The organism is Robertmurraya sp. (assembly GCF_036676585.1).
Taxonomy (GTDB): domain Bacteria; phylum Bacillota; class Bacilli; order Bacillales; family Cytobacillaceae; genus Robertmurraya_A.
In genome coordinates this window covers 18159-38753 of sequence record NZ_JAKFCQ010000016.1, presented here as the reverse complement: position 1 = coordinate 38753, position 20595 = coordinate 18159, and the positions used below count along the sequence as shown (strand labels likewise).

19 protein-coding genes, 2 pseudogenes and 1 riboswitch are annotated in these 20595 nt (G+C 37.5%); of the genes and pseudogenes, 7 read left to right on the top strand and 14 right to left on the bottom strand.

Annotation, left to right across the window (positions count from 1 at the left end):
• Together ACGLXV_RS01115 and ACGLXV_RS01110 are read right to left on the bottom strand one after the other, a co-directional pair.
• Window positions 1-269, bottom strand: a 269-nt coding sequence (locus tag ACGLXV_RS01115; RefSeq protein ID WP_391557145.1) for a tRNA-dihydrouridine synthase, incomplete at its 3' end; no start/stop codon positions are given.
• A gap of 369 nt (window positions 270-638) precedes the next feature.
• Window positions 639-836 carry a hypothetical protein gene (locus ACGLXV_RS01110; RefSeq protein ID WP_391557142.1) on the bottom strand — a complete coding sequence of 66 codons (198 nt, stop codon included), beginning with the start codon at window positions 834-836 and terminating at the stop codon, window positions 639-641.
• Window positions 837-1057: 221 nt separating this feature from the next.
• On the opposite strand from ACGLXV_RS01110, the gene ACGLXV_RS01105 reads away from it, so the two are divergent.
• Complete coding sequence (locus ACGLXV_RS01105; RefSeq protein ID WP_391557141.1) at window positions 1058-1858, top strand: hypothetical protein; 801 nt, start codon at window positions 1058-1060, stop codon at window positions 1856-1858.
• 213 nt (window positions 1859-2071) lie between these two features.
• Here ACGLXV_RS01105 and ACGLXV_RS01100 read toward each other — a convergent pair whose 3' ends face one another.
• From ACGLXV_RS01100 to ACGLXV_RS01090, 3 genes are all read right to left on the bottom strand, one after another.
• Window positions 2072-2806 (bottom strand): amino acid ABC transporter ATP-binding protein, encoded by a 735-nt coding sequence (locus ACGLXV_RS01100; protein ID WP_119706484.1) that lies wholly within the window; start codon window positions 2804-2806, stop codon window positions 2072-2074.
• A gap of 20 nt (window positions 2807-2826) precedes the next feature.
• Window positions 2827-3570 (bottom strand): amino acid ABC transporter permease, encoded by a 744-nt coding sequence (locus tag ACGLXV_RS01095; protein ID WP_391557140.1) that lies wholly within the window; start codon window positions 3568-3570, stop codon window positions 2827-2829.
• Between the two features lie 61 nt (window positions 3571-3631).
• Window positions 3632-4468 carry a transporter substrate-binding domain-containing protein gene (locus ACGLXV_RS01090; RefSeq protein WP_391557139.1) on the bottom strand — a complete coding sequence of 279 codons (837 nt, stop codon included), beginning with the start codon at window positions 4466-4468 and terminating at the stop codon, window positions 3632-3634.
• A gap of 103 nt (window positions 4469-4571) precedes the next feature.
• Window positions 4572-4753: riboswitch (Lysine riboswitch) on the bottom strand.
• A gap of 233 nt (window positions 4754-4986) precedes the next feature.
• Here ACGLXV_RS01090 and ACGLXV_RS01085 point away from each other — a divergent pair.
• From ACGLXV_RS01085 to ACGLXV_RS01070, 4 genes are all read left to right on the top strand, one after another.
• On the top strand, window positions 4987-5829 hold the full coding sequence (locus ACGLXV_RS01085; protein ID WP_391557138.1) for an SPFH domain-containing protein: 843 nt from the start codon (window positions 4987-4989) through the stop codon (window positions 5827-5829).
• A gap of 14 nt (window positions 5830-5843) precedes the next feature.
• A complete protein-coding gene (locus tag ACGLXV_RS01080; RefSeq protein ID WP_119706481.1) occupies window positions 5844-6008 on the top strand; it encodes a type II toxin-antitoxin system antitoxin in 165 nt (54 codons plus the stop codon).
• A 475-nt stretch (window positions 6009-6483) separates the two neighbouring features.
• Window positions 6484-7314 carry a protein-glutamine gamma-glutamyltransferase gene (locus tag ACGLXV_RS01075; protein WP_391557137.1) on the top strand — a complete coding sequence of 277 codons (831 nt, stop codon included), beginning with the start codon at window positions 6484-6486 and terminating at the stop codon, window positions 7312-7314.
• A gap of 114 nt (window positions 7315-7428) precedes the next feature.
• Window positions 7429-7635, top strand: a complete 207-nt coding sequence (locus tag ACGLXV_RS01070; protein ID WP_391557136.1) for a YjcZ family sporulation protein — start codon at window positions 7429-7431, stop codon at window positions 7633-7635.
• A 428-nt stretch (window positions 7636-8063) separates the two neighbouring features.
• On the opposite strand, the pseudogene ftsZ reads toward ACGLXV_RS01070, so the two are convergent.
• From ftsZ to ACGLXV_RS01055, 3 genes and pseudogenes are all read right to left on the bottom strand, one after another.
• A pseudogene (gene ftsZ / locus ACGLXV_RS01065) lies at window positions 8064-9020 on the bottom strand (cell division protein FtsZ); the annotation flags it as partial.
• A 169-nt stretch (window positions 9021-9189) separates the two neighbouring features.
• Window positions 9190-10851, bottom strand: a complete 1662-nt coding sequence (locus tag ACGLXV_RS01060) for an SWIM zinc finger family protein (RefSeq protein WP_391557134.1) — start codon at window positions 10849-10851, stop codon at window positions 9190-9192.
• Window positions 10852-10916: 65 nt separating this feature from the next.
• The gene (locus ACGLXV_RS01055) at window positions 10917-11288 is read right to left on the bottom strand and encodes an SEC-C metal-binding domain-containing protein (RefSeq protein WP_391557133.1); all 372 of its coding nucleotides are present in this window, start codon (window positions 11286-11288) and stop codon (window positions 10917-10919) included.
• 139 nt (window positions 11289-11427) lie between these two features.
• Between ACGLXV_RS01055 and ACGLXV_RS01050 the strand changes: the two genes are divergently transcribed.
• On the top strand, window positions 11428-11829 hold the full coding sequence (locus ACGLXV_RS01050) for a hypothetical protein (protein ID WP_391557132.1): 402 nt from the start codon (window positions 11428-11430) through the stop codon (window positions 11827-11829).
• Window positions 11830-12507: 678 nt separating this feature from the next.
• Here ACGLXV_RS01050 and ACGLXV_RS01045 read toward each other — a convergent pair.
• A complete protein-coding gene (locus tag ACGLXV_RS01045) occupies window positions 12508-14016 on the bottom strand; it encodes a GMC oxidoreductase (protein ID WP_391557131.1) in 1509 nt (502 codons plus the stop codon).
• A 216-nt stretch (window positions 14017-14232) separates the two neighbouring features.
• Here ACGLXV_RS01045 and ACGLXV_RS01035 point away from each other — a divergent pair.
• A pseudogene (locus ACGLXV_RS01035) lies at window positions 14233-14537 on the top strand (hypothetical protein); the annotation flags it as partial.
• A 292-nt stretch (window positions 14538-14829) separates the two neighbouring features.
• Here the strand turns inward: ACGLXV_RS01035 and ACGLXV_RS01030 are convergent.
• From ACGLXV_RS01030 to gtfA, 5 genes are all read right to left on the bottom strand, one after another.
• Window positions 14830-15810 (bottom strand): LacI family DNA-binding transcriptional regulator, encoded by a 981-nt coding sequence (locus ACGLXV_RS01030; protein WP_391557130.1) that lies wholly within the window; start codon window positions 15808-15810, stop codon window positions 14830-14832.
• A gap of 2 nt (window positions 15811-15812) precedes the next feature.
• Complete coding sequence (locus ACGLXV_RS01025) at window positions 15813-16706, bottom strand: carbohydrate ABC transporter permease (protein WP_391557129.1); 894 nt, start codon at window positions 16704-16706, stop codon at window positions 15813-15815.
• A complete protein-coding gene (locus tag ACGLXV_RS01020; RefSeq protein ID WP_391557128.1) occupies window positions 16703-17584 on the bottom strand; it encodes a carbohydrate ABC transporter permease in 882 nt (293 codons plus the stop codon). Before ACGLXV_RS01020 ends, ACGLXV_RS01025 begins: the two co-directional genes overlap by 4 nt.
• Before the next feature lie 72 nt (window positions 17585-17656).
• Window positions 17657-18982, bottom strand: a complete 1326-nt coding sequence (locus tag ACGLXV_RS01015) for an ABC transporter substrate-binding protein (RefSeq protein ID WP_391557127.1) — start codon at window positions 18980-18982, stop codon at window positions 17657-17659.
• A 134-nt stretch (window positions 18983-19116) separates the two neighbouring features.
• Window positions 19117-20586 carry a sucrose phosphorylase gene (gene gtfA / locus ACGLXV_RS01010; protein ID WP_391557126.1) on the bottom strand — a complete coding sequence of 490 codons (1470 nt, stop codon included), beginning with the start codon at window positions 20584-20586 and terminating at the stop codon, window positions 19117-19119.
• Window positions 20587-20595 lie beyond the last annotated feature (9 nt).

Below are 20595 nucleotides of genomic sequence, written 5' to 3'. Positions count from 1 at the left end.
CCAATACTCATTTGACGGAAATATTCGGGATTATCCCCCCAAATATGTGCCACCATTGGCTGTTCATCTTCTGTAAAAGTCAAACGGCCACGCACACTTTTCATGCCCTCTGGATGACAATAGCTATCCGAGTTTGTAAACTCTGTGAAAAATACATCCGGTCGACCGGCTGCACTTACTACGTGACGAAAAACAACATCTGTCACATCTTCCATGGGTGCAAGTACAAAAAATGGTCGAGGTAAATCACGCCAAAAATTATCTATCATTTCAAACTCAAATCCTCTCACTATGGTTACAACTTCAAACTCTCGGTTAAAAAATATAAAGCCCAATGTTTCTCTTTCTTTACACTTATTTCATGCTTAATAACTTATGATCAAACACAAGTACATTTGGATATTTATCATTTGTGAAAATCGACAATGTTTATTTTAACGAAAATCGGCTCTGAATGGTATTTTTATAAACAAAAAAGCAGATGGTAGATTTTTTCTATATCTATTATACCAACTCCAACCGAGCGACTGCTTCACAATGTGTATGTGGAAACAATTAACTAAAAACCAAAGGGACGGCTCCCGCGTTTCATCTTGAATGAAACAAGAGAACCGTCCCCATGTCACTTGTGACCCTGCTCAATCTTCCTCAATAACCCTAGCCACATCTTTACCGCAATTTTTACATTTACCTTTTAACACAATACCGTAATTATTCTCTTCTACTATAAAAGCAGTAATCGTTGTAACATCTGAGCAATTCCGACACCAAACATTACTTAGTAGACTCTTTCTCATCTCTTTTGGAATGGAAAGCCACTTTTTATTTGCATCCATCTGTAAAACCCTTTCTATAAATCTTCGGTAGACAACATTAAACTTATCTACGTGAAAAAAATGTACGGTCCTGTTACTTAATTTAGACAAAATAGAAGCAACGCAACCCCCACTACATTCTAATCCATAACTGTTCAAAAATCAGTCACAAATATTCAAAAACCACCCTGTCCTTTTTAACCACCCATCTCTATATAAAAAATAAAGGGATGGTGCAAGGAATGAATTTGAAAAATGGTGGTATTGAACAATTCCAACAGTATTCTCAATTTTCTTCTTTAAAAGAGTTTAACACTCATATGGAAATGTGGTTGGCTGTTCATAAGGATGATTTCTCTAAGGGAGAGCTTGTCGGTTTGAAGCGCCTCGTTCGTTTTGCTGCGAAAATCCCTGGAGTTTGCAATGCCAAAATTGGGACCGTGTTAAAAGCAATTTATGAAGAACACAACGGATACGGTATCTCACGTTCTACTTTCAAGCGAATGATTCAAAAGGCGATTGGTTTAGGACTGTTGATCGTTCATGAAACCGAAAGAAAAAATGGTTCTCAGTCTAGTAATTTATATATATTTCAAGCTTTTCCTACAAACGGACTACCTAAAGAAGATGATTTGAACCACCATAATAAAACTAGTAATCCTTCTAAAACTAATAATATAAAGATTAAAGAACGTAAAAAAATGGATTCATCCAAACCTACCGAGAATATGAATGACAAGCCTCTTGATTACACTTACACAAGCGATCGGGTTCCTTACTCCTTCTCTCAAGTGGTCAGATACTTCTTTCCAGAAGCAAAGCAGATTGAGGAATTTTGGAGAATGGCTCAAATCGCTGCTTACCGGAATAATTGTGAAAGTCAAACAGATCTCGTGGTAAATATGGCCGTGCACTCTTTTAAACAAATGATTAGCAAACTAAAAGGAAGCACCCTACAAAAGCCTATTGCCTATTATTACGGAATCCTGAATAAAAAGTTTGAAGAGCTTTATTTTGAAGAGTTATATGAAATGGGGTTTTGAGTGTAAGTTTCTGAATTCCCATGAGCACCTGGAAATGGGCTAAACGGGAATCTAAGCATGGGTTTGGTTCCCATGAACGCTTGAAAAAGAGCTCAACGGGAATCTAAGTGGAAGTGAGGTTCCCATAAGTGCCTGGAATGATGAAAAAAACCTCCCATTGCTATCTAGTAGGTAACAATAGGAGGTCTAGTTCAACTTTTACAGGTATTTCAATTAATTCAACGTACGTTTCAGGAATTCTCTTGTGCGTTCTTGGGTTGGATTAGAGAAAATTTGCTCTGGAGTGCCTTCTTCTGCAATCACTCCTTGGTTCATGAACACCACTCGATCGGATACTTCTTTCGCAAATTCCATTTCATGCGTAACGATCAACATCGTAAGACCAGATTCTGCGAGTTCCTTCATGACCTTCAGAACTTCTCCGACCATTTCTGGGTCAAGAGCAGACGTTGGTTCATCAAATAACATCACATCTGGATCCATCGATAGTGCTCTAGCAATCGCCACACGTTGCTTTTGGCCACCGGACAGTTGCTTGGGCTTCGCGTTAATATATTTATCCATTCCAACCACCTTCAAGTACTTCATCGCTACTTTTTCGGCTTCTTCCTTGGAGCGTTTGAGTACTTTTACTTGTCCTACTACACAGTTCATAAGAACGTTGTGATTGTTAAAAAGGTTAAATTGTTGGAACACCATACCTAAATGCTGTCGGTAGGCCGCTACATCATGCTTGTCATCCAATATATTTTCACCATGGTAGATAATTTTTCCGCCACTTGGTTTTTCTAAAAGATTCACACAACGAAGAAGAGTTGATTTACCAGAACCTGAGGAACCGATAATGGTGACTACTTCTCCTTTATTCACTGAAAAATTAATGTCTTTTAATACTTCATGAGTTCCAAAGGATTTGTTTAAATGCTGAATGTCGATAATCTTTTCCATAGTCTCTCCTCCTTCTCTCATTATTTTTGAGCTACTTCTACTTCTGCGTCATTTCCGATAACCGTATAGCTATCAGAGCCATCTAATTTCTTTTCAATATAAAGCAAGATTCTTGTCACAATAAAGGTCATCACAAAATAAATCAAACACGCGACGAAGAAGGATTCAAAATATCTAAAGTTATTACCTGATATGGATTTTGTAACGAAGAATAACTCTGTCACGGAAATCACATTCAGAACGGACGTATCTTTAATATTAATAACAAATTGATTGCCTGTTGCAGGTAAAATATTTCGAATGACCTGTGGCAATACCACATTCCACATTGTTTGTAGATGATTCATTCCGATCGCATGTGCGGCTTCAAACTGCCCTTTTTCAATCGAAACAATTCCACCACGAACAATTTCAGCCATATAGGCCCCTGTATTAATCGATACTACAAAAATAGCAGCCACAAACACATTCATATCAATACCAAATGCTAAGGCAGATCCATAGAAAATAACCATGGCTTGAACGATCATCGGTGTTCCACGGAAGAACTCAATATAAATAGAAAGAATTAGGTTAATCACTTTTAATAGTATTTTTTTCGCACCACGTTCAGGCATGGGAATCGTTCGTATAACTCCTGCTAATAATCCAATCATTGCCCCAAAAATCGTTCCAATAAGAGAAATCAAAAGGGTTAAACCGGCACCACGAAGGAACATAGGCCAGTTTTCGGCGATGATTTTAATAACCCACTCAAGACTCATCTTTTCTCCTCCTTACCGTATAAAACCGACTGTATGCATATATACAGCCGGTTTCTGAATTCTATTTTGCTGCAGGTTGATTCTGAATAGCGGAATCCATAATGCTTGTACGTTCTTCCTCTGAGATACCTGCTAAAATTTCATTGATTGTTTCTGTTAAGTCACTGTCCTTTTTCAAACCGACAGCGATCGCTGTGTCATCTTCTGATGTTTCGAAACCATCTTTAAATTCAACCATCACATAGTTTTCATTTGCAGCTGATGCACTAACTCCTTCTGGACGTTCTGAAACGTAACCATCAATGATCCCTGATTCAAGAGCGACTCTCATTGCCGGGAAGTTGTCCATCGCCGTTTTCTTGTTTACACCTTCAATTTGATCAATCACATTGTAGTGGAATGTATTTAATTGAGCTGTAATCTTCGCACCTTTGAAATCTTGGATAGAAGTAGCACCTTCATACTTGCTGCCTTTTTTCACAACCATAACTAGATTTGATTTATAGTAAATATCCGAAAAATCAATTGTTTCCTTACGCTCAGCTGTCGGTGACATACCAGCGATGATTGCATCAATTTTACCTGATGTTAAAGCTGGTACTAGGCCATCCCACTCTGTTTTAACAATCACTAATTCTTTTCCTAAACCTTCAGCGACCTTTTTAGCGATTTCCACATCATATCCACCTGCATACTCTGCAGAACCCTCTATTTTAACCCCACCGTTAGAATCGTCATTCTGAGTCCAGTTAAAAGGAGCATAACCCGCTTCAAGACCAACCTTAAATGTATTATCCTCTGATGATTCAGAATCAGAACCATTACTTGTCCCGCATCCTGCTAATAGTAGAATAGATGAAACCAATAAAACTATGAATAATGATAACTTGTTTTTCATGATGTCTCTCCTCCTGTTATTCTATGGTACTAAAACAAAAAACGACCTGAGATAAACTCAGGTCGCTGTATGCATAGTTGCCCAAAGTCCCCTCTTTTATCCCAAATGAGATAGCACAACTCAATAAACGATCAAGTTTATCGAGACAGTCCTGCAGCTCTTAACTACAGACCCAGCATGTAATACCGAGAAAATTACAAACTTCGGCGACATTTCCTTCTCCTTAGCATCATTGCTTCTCAAACTCCACTAAAGACTGTTAAATATCGCGCCTCTACCCCACTGTAAAAAGCGAGGTCTTATTCAATTATCTTCTTATACTACAATACTATCTTTTAGTTCGTCAACCGGTTTTTTGTGGTAAATTCTATTAGGATTTGATATGACATATCCAGAAATCATGATATCCCTTAGCTGTCTTTCCGCAGAGATATTTTTTGTATGCTCAATTCCATTTACATTTTTATACAAAAGTGATATCATAATTATATCAAATTGATTTTATAGGAGTGATAATTTTGAAAGAAAAAAGTGCTTTTCATTTTAATGGGTTTATTGGTGTACTTTTAATTGCGATATCACTTTTCTCTGGAGTATACTTTCTCATTCAGGAACTTTTTGGAGCTGCCATTCCTCTTCTCTTGATCGCCATACTTCTTGGTAGCGGCATTACGATTATTCAGCCTAATCAGGCAGTGGTTGTGACATTTTTCGGTCAGTATCTTGGTTCCATCCGTAAAAGTGGACTATTTCTTACCGTTCCTCTTACTTTTCGTAAAACGATTTCTTTAAGAGTACGTAACTTTAATAGTAAAAGGTTAAAGGTAAATGATGTAGATGGGAATCCAATTGAGATTGCTGCCGTAATCGTATTTAAAGTGGTTGATTCAGCAAAAGCCATTTTTGACGTAGATAATTATGAAGAATTCGTTGAAATTCAAAGTGAAACAGCTGTTCGTCATGTAGCAACAAAGTATCCTTACGATACATTTGAAGATGTAGAATTAACGTTACGAGGAAATGCGGAAGAAGTATCAAACGAGCTTACAGCGGAGTTACAAGCAAGACTAGACTTAGCAGGCGTAGAGGTTGTAGAAGCACGTTTGACCCATCTAGCTTACTCAACAGAAATTGCTCAAGCTATGCTACAGCGTCAACAAGCAACAGCTATTATTTCTGCTCGTCAAAAGATTGTAGAAGGTGCCGTAGGAATGGCACAAATGGCCATCCATCAACTAGAACAAGATAATGTAATTGAATTAGATGATGAAAGAAAGGTACAATTAGTGAATAATCTCCTAGTAGCGATTGTCTCAGAAAATTCTACAACTCCTGTAATTAATACAGGTACTTTATATTAAAATGAGTGGTTTACATGACAAAAAAAAAGAGCTTTCCATTACGCATAGATCCTGACCTTTATGAAGTGTTACAAAAATGGGCTGCAGATGATTTTCGTAGCATTAACAGTCATATTGAGTATTTATTACGAGAGTCAGCAAAGAAAGCAAAAAGATACCCAAAACAAAAAGAAGACTGAAGAATACTAACAGGCTCCGTTAACTACCGCAAACATTAAAAATGTAATGCAAAATGACCTTCAAATTGTATGGTAATTTGGAGGTCTATTTTTGTTGATATAAAGGGATTTCGATAATTATTTCGGGAGACCTGAATGTTGATTTCACTGTGTATGAAAAATAAACGGCAAAATTCCGGCTAAATTGGGAAATACCCATATTTCCTTAAAAATAAGGGGAGTTTTTCCGTTTATATTATCTAAATCTTTGAATTTTGTCTTATTTAGAGCAGTTAATCGGAATATCTCCGCTTATACCCGCTTCTTAAGCTTCCCCTATATACATTAGCAGGAAATTCTCCGCCTATGAATTCTTATATCTACACAAAAATCGATACGTATAGGGCTACTAGATTAATAATTAACATGATTAATAAAAATGAGAATACGATAGATATGAATGCAGTTGAAAAGCCGTATAGGAATGGGGGATTGTATGATCCAAATATCAGGGGTCCCGTTTCAACCAAATGAAAATTGGCAGCTTGGGAGTATGGAGAAAACAATGATTCAACAGATGCAGAATGCTCACATCTTTTATTCTTATTATTCCGAGTATGAATTATTGTTCGAACTTCAAGTGCGAAAGAACATTATCCAAAGTGCAAAAGAAATGAACAATAGTCAAGCAGTGTTTACAACCTTTGTATATGCCCGCTGCAACCCCAGGTACTGGCAATTAACAAGGGGAGGCGGGTTCCTTTTAAGACCCGATGTGCGACCGGCTGATGCAATTCTGGATATTTATCGGAACAGTTCACTCTATGCATTTGAATGTGCAACAGCTATTCCAATCATCTATTACCATGCCATATTGAATAGTATTGGTAGCCATTTATTTAATTCACTGTTTCGAGATCTATATCTTTACAGCTGGCATACAGATACAGACCTAGGTATCAATACCTTTTATTCCAATCATTTTTTACCTGGAGATGTCCTGTACGTTAATAATCCTGACTTTGATTGGAAAACACCACATTTCAGAGGTGTTAATGCCGTTCTCCTTAATGATGGTACGTTGTTTGGACATGGATTTAATATAAGAACATCAATAGAAATGATTCAAATTCTTAATGAAAAAAGAAAACCGGACAGTCATCAATCAGCTTATATAACAAAATTGGTGACAAGGCCATCTTTTAAGTATTTATACAGAGTAGCAAGTTGGAATAGAAACGGTAGAGCATACAAAATGCAGCGTCCGATCGTGCACCACAACATAAGTTCTATTTCATATGCTCACTATCTTTATTATTCCATGTAATATCTGGTCAATTTCACAATCCCTGACATTCACCCATTTTTTTATAGACGGGCTCCAAACTTCCCTCCAAGAGTATAATATAGAGAAATTCCTTACACGAAGGGAAGTGTAATCATGTATCCAAACGTTAACGCAGCACCGACTCTTGGAGCTAATGTTCCTCCAAATATGGCCCCAATGCCTACCTATACCGCTCCTGCTTTTGATTATGGATATGCATATCCTGTCTGTCATGATAATCGAAACGATTTTATCTTAATTGTCGTATTGTTTATTTTACTCATCATTGTAGGTGCAAGTTTTTGCTATAGCAAATGCTAACATCTCTAAAAGGCCAAATCGCAAATGATTTGGCCTTTTGGCTCGTTGGTTTATCGCCTTCTGTTTCGATTCCGCAAGAACGATGGAATATCAAGCGAGTCGTCTTGCTGCTGTGTACCCCGTTCGTAATTCGCGGGCTCTTCGTAGGCAGGCGGCTGGCTGTGATTGCCGGACTGACTGTAGTTTCCGGATTGGCCGTAGCGGCCGGACTGGCTGTAGCTGCCGGATTGACCGTAGCTGCCGGACTGGCTGTAGTTATCGGATTGATCGTACCTGCCGGATTGGCTGTAGTTTTGGGCTTGTCCGTAATTCCCCAATTCTGCATGGGCAACAGGCTCTCGCTGTCTCGACTGAGCGTGGTATTGCTCACGGGAAGTGGCAATCATGTCTCTAGAACGGCGGGAAGTGTTCGACGGCGGAGCTTCCTCCTCATCATGATCGAAGCCGGTCGCAATCACGGTCACCATGATTTCTTCGTTCAGGTTTTCATTGATGACCGATCCAAAAATCATGTTAAGCTGGTCATCTGTTGCAGCTGCCACAATGTCGGCCGCTTCCTGGACTTCATACAAACTGAGATTCATGCCGCCTGTGATGTTCATCAGCACTCCTTTCGCGCCATTGATGCTTGTTTCAAGCAGCGGCGAGGAGATCGCCTTTTTGGCAGCTTCGGCAGCACGGTCTTCGCCTGAAGCCACTCCGATGCCCATAAGCGCCGTTCCTTTGTTGGACATGATCGTTTTCACGTCAGCAAAGTCCAGGTTAATCAAGCCTGGCACGGCGATCAAGTCGGAAATGCCCTGGACACCCTGCCTGAGGACATTGTCCGCCTCACGGAAAGCTTCAATCATCGGCGTTTTCTTGTCGACGATTTGCAGCAATCGCTCGTTTGGAATGATGATTAAGGTATTAACTGCTTTCTTCATCTCTTCAATTCCAGATGCCGCATTTTGTGCACGCTTGCGGCCTTCAAAAGTGAACGGACGAGTCACCACTCCAATTGTAAGCGCGCCAAGTTCTCGCGCAATATGGGCAATCGCCGGCGCAGCTCCGGTCCCGGTTCCACCGCCCATTCCGGCCGTTACGAACACCATGTCCGCACCTTGCAGGGCATCCCTGATTTGCTGGCTGCTTTCCTCGACAGCCTTTCTGCCGATTTCAGGATTAGCACCGGCCCCTAAGCCCCTGGTTAACGTACCACCGATTTGCATCGTGACCTCCGCCTTTGACATGTTGAGAGCCTGCGCATCTGTATTCACGGCAATGAACTCCACTCCCTGCACGCCGTCCTCAATCATCCGGTTCACGGCATTATTTCCGCCGCCTCCAACCCCAATTACTTTTATAGTGGCAAATTGATCGATATTGGTTTCAAATTCCAGCATATATAGTCCCCCCAATTAGCTTCTGATATTGCCCCTATTTTTCTCTATACCTATATAATTCGCCACCGGCTTGGAAATTCTGTCTTTTTCTGCGATTTGTTAAAGAACTGTAATTTTACAGTAATAAGTGTCATTCTTCGTGGGGGTCAATATGAAAACCCTATAACTGTTAGTGAGTTAAACTAATTAATTTCCCCAATTCATCTATAAATGCAGGTCTTTTTTTATACAGGCCCATTAGTTCGCTGATCAATTCTTGTTGTTTGGGTTTTCCTGAAAGCTTTTTAAATCTTGTTATCTTTTGGCATACGCCCTGATAGTCTTTTCGATTCGATGATTGTCTTGCTACAGAATGAATGTATTTCTGGTAAATCTCAATGATCTCTTCTTTAAAATGTTTGACTAGCTTTTTATCGTAAACCTCAATATAAGCGGGATTAGCTCTTACAAAATCAAGAATCTCTTCCAGATCATGTTCTTCCTCAACCAACTTAAGGAATATACGATTCATTTCCCTTCGTTTCGATGTTTTCAGTTCATGCTTTAAGTTTGTATAGAATTCAACTTGATTTTCTGCCATTTCCTTTAGGATGTGGTAATAATCAAAATTACCGTCAAACAAAAGTTCCTTAGCTAATATTTGCTGTTCTTCTTTTAATGAAAGGGATTTATATGCTGAGTACCTAAGTTTTTTCCACTTAGATAGTAATCCTGGATATGGTTGATCTTGTTTTTCTCCATCTATAGCTATTTCTATGACTTTTAGATAGTTTTCCTCTTGGAGATATTTCATCAGTAATTTCTCTCTAAAGGATGCATACTTAAGGTGGTCCTGAATAAATTGGTCTGCTTCCTCTTGGGTACCATATTGCTCAATGATTAGAAACAATAGCTCAAGCAGTCTTTCATTACTATAGCGGGTAAACATTTCGATTGTATTTTGGTCGAGCATAGATTCAATTTTAGTTTTTACTTGCTCTCTAATCGTGTCATCTTCAGCAAATGCTATACAAATGTTCAGCAAATCAATCTTGAAATCGGTCCAGTCCTCGAAAACTTCGTGATCGGTCTGATCTAATATTTTCGTAACTATTTCAAATCTTTCATTCCCGATTTTTGTCTGGCTAGTGGCAATTTCCGCTATTAATGCTAGTGCTTCCGAGACAAGAGCACCAATATCTCCGCTAGAATCATCCGCATATTGGAACGCACCCATTGCTTCCATAAGCAATAACAGAGCAATATCCAATGCTACAAGTGGATCTTCCGTATTCCTTGCCTTATCTACGACATCTTCAAGCTCGGTAACAAAAGCACCTGTATCTCGGTACTTAATAAAGCCCTCTTTACCTGTATACTTTCGTACAACGGAATCAATCAACTCTTGACATGCCTCAAGCTCTTGCTGTTTGTCACCGGTTGAGTACTTAACGATTAGACTGTTTTCTAGCGCAGGATCTTGACTTGTAAAATTTATAATAATATTGATCAATTCTTCTTTTGATTGATTATTTAAAACCTCTTGAATGGTTTTTCGTCTATCAGTCTTGATCGTTTCATGATGAAACATTTTTTGTAATTGAAAGTAGGCAGCAACTTCGTGTTTACATACAGGTCCAAAATCATATGGACAATCACACGTGGAATATAAAATATCTCCGTTAACCCCTATCTCCACTACCACTTCGTAGTCATAACTTCCTTCAATATGAAAAAAATACTCGTTTTCCCCTTGTTGATAGAATTCTACGACATGTCCTTCCATGTAATAGTTGTACCCTCTGTCAAAAATGGTTTTGTTTATATAACTCTCAAAATTATTAATGTTCATATCTGGTCCCTCTTGAGAAGTTTTCATATTCTTTGGTTGATTGATGTATGATAAAGTGACATCAGCTACTTCAGACAGCACTTTTTATACTTCTTACCACTGCCGCATGGACATGGTTCATTTCTACCTATAGCGGGCGCTGCTTCTACAGGCTGCAGGTTAACCGTGGAGTCTGAACTGCCCTCACTCTCCTCGACATAGTCTGGAAGCAATGCTAGCTTTTTCGCATAGCGTTTTTCATTAAATGGCTCTTTATTTTTCGTGATATAATACATTTCTTCTATAAGAATACTACCGATCATCTCTTTGGATTCATCCGCCTTGTAACCTAAATCCAATAAACGGTTGAATGTTTTCTTTGTACATTTAGGATCATTTGCTTTTAATTGATTATCAACTGTATCGAGAATCTGAGATTTCAATCTATTGTTAACCATTACCTTATACTCCTATCATTTGTTAATTTATATGTATCTATCATTATGACACTCCAGTATTTTTCTAACCCTTTTATTTCATGCATTCTTAAGAATGCTATACTTACCATAGTAACATGTGAAGAAGAGGGATGTATCCTTGGGAAAAAAGAAGAAACCAAAAAGTAATATGAAACCATTTTGGGGCTTACCTATGGTTGAACGTAAGGAATTAGCAAAATCATGGATCGAAAAGTATGATGGTGATAATAAGGTAAAGGCCTATTCAAAAATGTTTGGTCTCAATATAAAAAACTCTATGAAGGAACTCCGAAGCATAGGAGTTCCATTAAGCAATGAGGAAAAGGAATATGCAAGGAGAATACTTGAAGCTAAAAAGCAGAAGAGTGAAAAGAAAAGAGAAAAAAGAAGAATGGAAGATCTAGAAATAGAATTAGAAGCTTATATAGAATCTGATGAAACCTTTGCCTTCATTGCAGGGTATACCGAAGGCGGCGCTCCTTATGGGATTACACATGAGGAAATGGACGAAAATTCTTAATTAATCACCAACAAAAAAATTCAATCAAACGTTTGATTGAATTTTTGCTTTACTAGTTAAATTCTCTTTATCAATTTTCTTTCTAGTCTAATTCTGAGCCACTCTGTTTACTGTTTTAATCTTACCTTTTTGTTCTATCACATAAACTAGTTCCTCGATAATATCGTTTATCTTCATCTGACTAGTATCTTTACCTAATATAATTGTAGTTTTATTACACAATATTTTCTCCTGTTCAGTCATTCATATCCCTCATCTCTAATATGTTCCTACACTTATTATTCCCTCTTTTTTTAATTATATTCATAGTTTCGAAGTTAATATTAAAAAATAAAACGATTTTCTCATTGTTCCAATTCCCAGTCTCTTTAATACAATAAGATTTTGGTAAAGTCGGAGTAGATATCCACTTTATGGAGCTGGCGAAGCTAATATTTATAACTTCTTATCGAATGATAAATAGCAAAAAGAAAGGCGACTGAGATGATCTCAGTCGCCTTTCTTTTTGCATTAGGGTTTGTTTGCGAAACCGTCATCATTCTTTCTCGTCATTCTACAAGATATTAAAAGTGCCTGACCCCCAGCATAGATTTGGGATCAGGCATCAGGAATTTTCTCTATAAAATGATTGAAAATCAAGGTGAATTACACAAGATTACTATTCTATACGCTAATAATCTATCTTTTTGAAATATAATCTGCGGTATGGAAAGCTAAGGCCATCATTGTAAGGGTTGGATTCGCTGCACCTGAATGTGGTAATACACTATTATCAGCTATAAAAAGGCCAGAAATATTATGGACTTGCCCATATTTATTTGTAACAGATGTTTCACTATTATGTCCCATTCTACATGTTCCCATTTCATGATAATCAAGTCCAGGTGGTCGCAAACAAATTTCTTCTTCCTTTTTCCCCTTCATAACAACTAAGGAATCTTCCATTTTCTGCTGAATCATGTTAATAAGTTTAATATCTTTTTCACTATAGGAAAAATCGACATGAATTTTTGGGATACCAAAATAGTCTTTTTTCGTAGGATGTAATGTTACTCTATTCTTGAATTGAGGTTCAACTTTTCCAAAGCCTTGTAAATAAAAAGGAACTTTATCTCTTAATGGTATTCTTCTCTCATGATAAAAAAAGGTCCCTCCACGTCCATACATTTGAAGTTGATATGAATCTTCTTCTGCTTGCGGTACTAATATACCCAGATTCCCGAAGTTTTCGGGAAATTCCGAACGATCAAAATTGCCATTAACCTCTAAAAAGGAATGATTGACCAAATAATGTCCTATGGCTTTCCCCTCAATTCCTGAATTCAATAGAATTCTTGGGGTCTCAAGAGTACTAGTTGATAAAATAATATTTTTCGCTCTTACTTTATAAGTTTTCCCTCCCCATGTTAGAACCTTAACTCCTGTAGCCTTATTATTTTCAACGTACACCTGAACTGCACGAGAATAGATTGCTAAATCAAATGGACTTAAATTAAGAGACCTTGCAAAGAAATCAATAGAACTAAAGAAAACATCCGAACCAACTTTCCCAAACTTCGCCTGTGAAATATCCGTTGCGATTGGTACTGGTGTAGCTTGAGGAAAACCGTTCTCTCTAAGACGCTCTAGTAGTATATCAGTAATTTGAGAATCTTTTGTAAATTCCTGCGTAACACTCAATACCTTCTCAACGTTATTATAATAACTGAGTAACTCTTTATAAGAAATTGGCCAATCCCCGAGCTCAAACTCCATTTCATTCATCCTTGGACAAACGGCTGACCAAAATAATGTTCTTCCTCCCAAAGCAAACACAAGTCTTGCTCCAGGGAATTGTGGAAGTTCCCACCCAATAGGTGTGGAGATTTTTGGATTTAAAAAGTACCTTTGGAAGCGTTCCACTTCTAATGTTGAAATATTTTGTGCATGAGTTGGCAACAATAATCCTCCAGCTTCAATTATTCCAATCTTTTTTCCTTTTCCTTTCCACTGTTCACACATTCGATAAAGAGCTGCACTTCCCCCTGCTCCACTTCCTACTATAAGAACGTCATATTCTTCTGTTGCCATTTTTTCAATTGGGGTTGTTGGAATCCAATAATCTAAATAATTCTCAGGCATTTCTGGATAACATACTGGAGGAATCCCGCTTTTAGAGGTAGGTATTGTTGGAAGATACACCATCATATTTGTAAGTACTTGATCAGGACTTGAAATATAAGGATTAAGATTTAATAATGATTGAATGTCTATTTCATATTTTGCTGCAATTTTCCATAACGTATCTCCCTTTTGAGCTATAATTTTTTTGATAATATCCCCTCCTCAAATTATTTCCCTTTAATAATTTATTAATTTCGTAAAGTACTATTACACTTCTTAAGAAATAATTGGAGAAGGGAAATGAAATCACTTGATGACAAGACGATCGCAACAATTAGAAGCCCTGTAGAAAGCAAAAAAGTTGCTTTAGTGCTGGCACGGTAGTACCTAGTTTAGGACAAGGCACATGGTTCATGGGGGAAAATCCTCGAGCAAAAGAGCAAGAAATTTAAGCATTGCAACTTGGAATGGAATTAGGAATGACATTAATTGATACAGCTGAAATGTATGCCAGGGGTGGAGTTCCTTTAGAGGAAACGATTGATGGTATGGAGCAATTGAAAAAAGAAGGTGAGATCTTACGTTGGGGTGTTTCAAACCTTGATATGTTGGTTACTAGCTGGTCTTCGAACACGTCTTTTAAGAACTCTTGTTTTGTAGATTCGTAGACAATCATATTGGGTCACCTTTTGGAGTTTTTATTTTATTATAATGGAAAAATTTGTTTTGTGGTTAACTCCGCAATAAAAAGGAGTTCGATACTGAGGAACTCCTTTTTTAGCTGATTTACATTAATTGATTATTTATTGTTCATTAACATTTTAGCTTCTTTTAAATCAATTTTTTCTTTGTGTCCATGTTTCTGAAGTAGATGTAGTTACCAGTTAATAATTTTTCTCAAGCGGTTCCCCTTTCCAGTAATTTAACTGGGAGAATCGTTTCCATTGGTGGCTCCTTGCCTGCAATCTGTTGGACTAGGTGCTGTACGGCCAATTTGCCCATATCCCTAATCGGCTGTTCAATAGTCGTTATTTGCCAATTATTGAAATAACCCTGTTGAATTCCATCATAACCAACGACTCGTACTTGTTCTGGTATACTCTTTCCCAAACGATGGCACTCTTTAATTACTTCCATTGCTATAATATCACTGCTTGCAAATATACCATCAACATCGGGGTGCTCTTTAAATAGAGCTCGAATTAGGTTCTTGTAGTCTGCTAAGTTAAATCCGTTTATTTGTGTTTCCTTGACAACAAATTCAACTCCGCTTGCTCTCACTTGCTCTATAAATGCATGATGTCTTTTTGTAGCCAATAGATTCAATTGTAGATTTCCACTGATGTAAGCGATTTTTCTACATTTTTTATCGATGAGTAACTTAGTAGCAAGCTTTCCACCCTCATAATTATCAGACGAAATATAAGGTATGGAATCTGTAATTTGGCGGTCTATCGTTACTATTGGCAGATTAATTGACTTGTAGTCTTCCACTCTCATCGTATGACTACCCATAATGATTCCATCCACTTGGCTTGCTTTTAAAAGATCAAAATACTCTTTTTCTTTCTTTTTATTCAGCAAGGAATTGCAAAGAAGCAATTTTAAACCATGAGTGTAAGCATAATATTCAATATGCTTGGTAAGTTCCGCAAAGAAAGGATGAGATACATCTGGTATAATCAGTCCAATAATATTTGATTTCTTGCGTGATAGAGATCGTGCGATTTCATTAGGTTGATAGTTCATCTCCTCCATAGCAACCTGTACCCTCTTTTTTAAATCATCACTTAAATATCCGCGGTTGTTTAAGACCCGTGAAATAGTCGTAACCGATACGCCTACCTTTTCCGCGATATCTTTAATTGTTACTACCATTCTTATTTCAGTGCCCCTTCTGTAATTCCTTTGATAATGTATTTTTGAAGCAACAAGTATAGCACCAACACTGGGATAATCGTCATAATTAATCCTGCCATCAGTGGAGCAAAATCCACAGAATAGGAAGAGAAGAAACTAAATACGGATAAAGGTAAAGTCCTTAATTCTGGAGATTGTAAAATTAAACTAGGCAACAAGTAATCATTCCAGATTGCTAGCACATCCAATATACAAAGGGTCACGATAATCGGCTTCAAGAGTGGAAAAACAACTAAGAAGAAGGTTTTTATTCTTGAACACCCCTCTATAAAGGCTGCTTCCTCCAATTCATATGGAATACCTTTTATAAATCCATGGAATAAAAAAATGCCAAAGGGTACCATAAAGCCTATATGCATAAATATTAAAGTCGGTCTCATATTGAGAAGTCCCAACTCTCCGTAGATCTTCACAAGTGGAATCATTAGGACCTGAAAAGGGAGTGTCATAGATGACAAAATAATTAAGAATAGTATTTTATTAATTTTCCATTTAAATCGTGCAAATAAGTATCCTGTCATAGAAGAAAAAATAATAATAAAAAGGGTGCTTACCACAGTAATAATTAACGAATTGAAAAAACCGCGTGAAAAATCCATAGTATTAAAGGCATTAATAAAATTATCCAAATTAATGCTTTCTGGAAGTGAAAATGGATTCTCCACAAACTGCTGTGTTGTTTTAAAAGAATTCATGACAATCAAGATAAAAGGGAGTAAAAATATGATTAGAGTACTAAACAATGCTCCTGTCTTTGAGATAGAAAGACCACGTTTTAAACCTCTACCTTTTTCCTTAACATCATTTACAGATGACTCATTATTCAATTGAGGAGTAATCCTATTTAAACTCATGCTTCTACCTCCTTCTTCTTAAGGAAATACGTTTGTGTCAAAGCGATCAGTGCCACTACAAGAAACAGCACGATGGCTTCTGCTTGTCCTGTCCCATAGTCATTAGATAGGAATGCCTTCTGAACGATATGGTAAGAGACCATCTCAGTCGAATTAAATGGTCCTCCTTTGGTTAACGATAGGTTAACATCATATGCTAAGAAAGAACGGGTAATTGAGATAAAAATACAAATTACAATCGATGGGATTGCAAGTGGTAATATGATTCTTGAAAGTTTTTGAATGCCATTCGCACCGTCTATTTCGGCTGCCTCCAAAATGTCCTTTGGAACACCTGATAGACCAGCTATATAAATAATAATGAGATAACCGACTAATTGCCAAACGGATGCAATCACTAGTGCCCAGAAAGCTTTGTCAGGGTCACCTAACCATGATTTTTCAAATATTTCCCAACCGAACTTAACGCCTAAATATGGAAATACTTGCGAGAATAGTGTCTGCCATAAATACCCCAACACAATACCGCCAATTAAGTTCGGCGTAAAGAATCCTGCGCGGATAAATTGTGAGCCCCTTAATTTTTTTGTTAGAGCCAACGCGATAAAAAATGCAATTACATTAGAGAATAGTAAGCAATAAAATGCATATTTAATTGTAAACCACAATGAGGTTCTAAATGCTTCATCTTCAAACACCTTTACATAATTACTGAATGCAACAAATGTATTTTCTCCTGTTGCAACACTCCAGTTGGTAAAGGTCAAATATAGACCGTATATAAATGGAATGAAAACAACCGCCACAAAGGCGAATAAAGATGGTCCACCAAACAATAAAAAGGTTCCCGTATTCTTCAATAAATTATTATTTTTCATCAAGTACTCCCTCCTAACACTAATGGGAAAAAGCGGTAACTTTTTCCCATCTCTTTAGGACAGTCAACCCATCTATTTATTGGTTGATTGCCAATAATTTTCTACTTCTTCCGCAAGTTGCTTTCGATCGATATTGTCTACTAAGTATTTTTGCATAGAAGCACCTGTCTTAGCCCAATAGTCCTGAGGTAAGTAGTTGATAACACCAATATTAATCACTTCACCTTGACTAACATATTCAGATACAGCATCAGATAAGACATTGGTACTTGTTGCTTTTACATCCTTGTAGGGCATTGATAATCCCATTTTTGTTACAATGGCGTCTTGACCTTCTTCGCTTGTAACCATCCATTCAATTAAGTCTTTGGCTGCTTCTTGCTGTTCTTTTGTTGAACCGGAATTATCAATTGCAAACAACTTTGGTTCGCTGAAAGCTACCTGAGAGTTGCCAAAGTCATCCGGATTATTACTGATTGGAACTGGTATAATACCAAACTCTTGATCTCGTCCTTCAAGAGTTCCGATTACTGCCCAACTCCAGTCACCCATAAAGTAGAACGCTGCATTACCTTGTGCAAAATCGGCACTATCTTTATTGTAATCTGCTACAAGTGGGTCATTTTTTCTAGCATTATACTTCTTTAACAAGTCAAATGTATCCATTAAACCAACGAATTGTGGATTATCTGATAATTTAACCTTGCCACTTTGCATATCCTCTACAAACTTTCGGTTTTCTTCCACATTATTTGACTGCAATGAATAGGATAGTGCTAGATAATGAGCTCCCAATGACCAATCTGCACCGTGTACCATTACAGGAGCCTTACCTGCTGATTCAATTTTCTTAAAGAGGGCTTCCAAATCATCCCTGGTTTTGATGGAAGATGGATCAAACGTGCCCCCAATAGCCTCTTCTACTACTCTCTTGTTATACAATAAACCATATCCTTGAGCAGTCCATGGAATACCAAGGAACTTTCCATCCAAGACTCCTCCCTCAACGGCGCCTGGATTTGTAAGATTTTCGTAGTTAGCTTTCTCAGACTCTAAATCTAAAAATTTATCTTGATATTGCACAATAGTCCCTGGATCCAGGTTTGCGATGGTAGCTGGTGTACCTGATGCTATTAAGGATTGAAACTTTTCAATCTGTTGTCCACCAATAGGTGTGGGAATTAATTCAACCGTCACATCTGGATGTAGTTCATGATATTTCTTAAAAAGTTCCTCAAATACCGTATTTACTTCAGCCGAAGTATTAAAGAAGGTGATTTTAACACCTTTATCACCATTCTTTGCTCCCGAGGATTCTTCCTTATCAGAACACGCAGCCAATGAGGCAAGTAACAAAGCAGAAATGACTCCTAATTTCAAAAACCTTTTAATTTTCAAAATTGATTCCCCCTTTTTATGAAAACGCTTGCTATGTGTATATGATAACCGGTTATCATATTATATGTCAACCGGTTATCATATTTTTTGAAAATAAATTTTTACTATTTTATATGGATTATTTTGATAGAGTTCTAAACAACAAATTGAGCTTCTCTACCATCCGTATCCAAATAATAAATAACCGACTGATTCGTTTTTAGATCAATCCACAATGTACAACTTTTTTCATCCTTTTTCCAAGAAAGGCGAATTTCATCTTTGGCTGAATCTAAAATCGTAAACGTTCCATTAAAAGCATCATACTCATTTCTAAATCTAATAAGTTCCAACAACCGCTGAACCACTTCTTTTCTTAGTGACTGTTCAATTTCTTCGAGAGTGTAGTTGTGCCGATTAATTTCACGGCCTTCACCTGTAATTGCCACTCTTTCTAAGTCGTTTTCTCCTGCCAACAACCCAACATAATAAACTTGTGGAACCCCTGGTACAAAGAACTGGATTGCACGTGCTGCTAGGTAAGCATCATCATCACAATTTAAAACCGAGTAATAAGAACACCTAATTTGGTGAACATCAAAGCCATCCGGCGCCTTATGCTCATCTGATAAGATGAGACTAAGATTTGAACCTCTCGCAAGACATACATCTACCAATTCCCTTGCGTCATTCGTGTTAATCATATCATCCAAATCGGGTTTTACTGGAACACCGTCATGGCAATCAAGCATCGTGAATTGCTTATGTGGCCGGTTTTCAAGGTACTTTAGAAGTTCTTCACTATTCTTATTAATTAACGTATCTAATACCCGATACGGGAGGATAAAATCATAAATCCAACACCCGTGCTCAGACAACTTATATTGAATGGAGTAGTGTGAATGAACCTCAGGAAGCAGCTCAATATTCAATGATTGGGCCAGTTCCATAATCCAGTCAAGGAAATCATAAATTTCCGGTTCAACGAAGAAACAACTGGTTCCTAGTTTTTTAATTACATAGCCCACCGCATCCAGTCTTACAATCTTCACATTATTCTCTTTAAAGTTAGTAAAAAAGTCTTTGAGAAGCTGTTTTACTTTAGGCGAATGAATATCAAAGTCAATTTGCTCAGAAGGGTCGGTTTTACCAAACGTGGTCCAAACCTTTTCTTCTTCACCTGTTTCCTCTATTGTAAAAGTGGAATAAGGCAATGACCGACGCAAAAACATTTTATCAATATCTTCTTTTATTGGTTTTCCATCTTCCCAAATTTTATCAAGAGTGATAAAAAGATCCGCATATTTCGATTTCCGACCATTCTTAAGAAAATCCTGGAAGTATTCAGACTGTCTTGAAATGTGGTTGACCATTAGATCGACCAATACATCAAAATTCTCGCCAATCTCCCTAATATCATCCCAAGTCCCAAAGCTTGGCTCGATTTCCAAATAAGTCAGCGGAGCAAACCCACGGTCCCCAGATGAGGGAAATGGCGGCAGAATATGGACTCCACCTTTAAAAATATCCGAAAAATGTTCTAAGAGAACATCGTTCAAGGTTTTTAAATCTCCTCCTAGTGAATCTGGGTAAGTTATAAGTTGCACTTGATTTTTAACTGTCAATTCTTCATA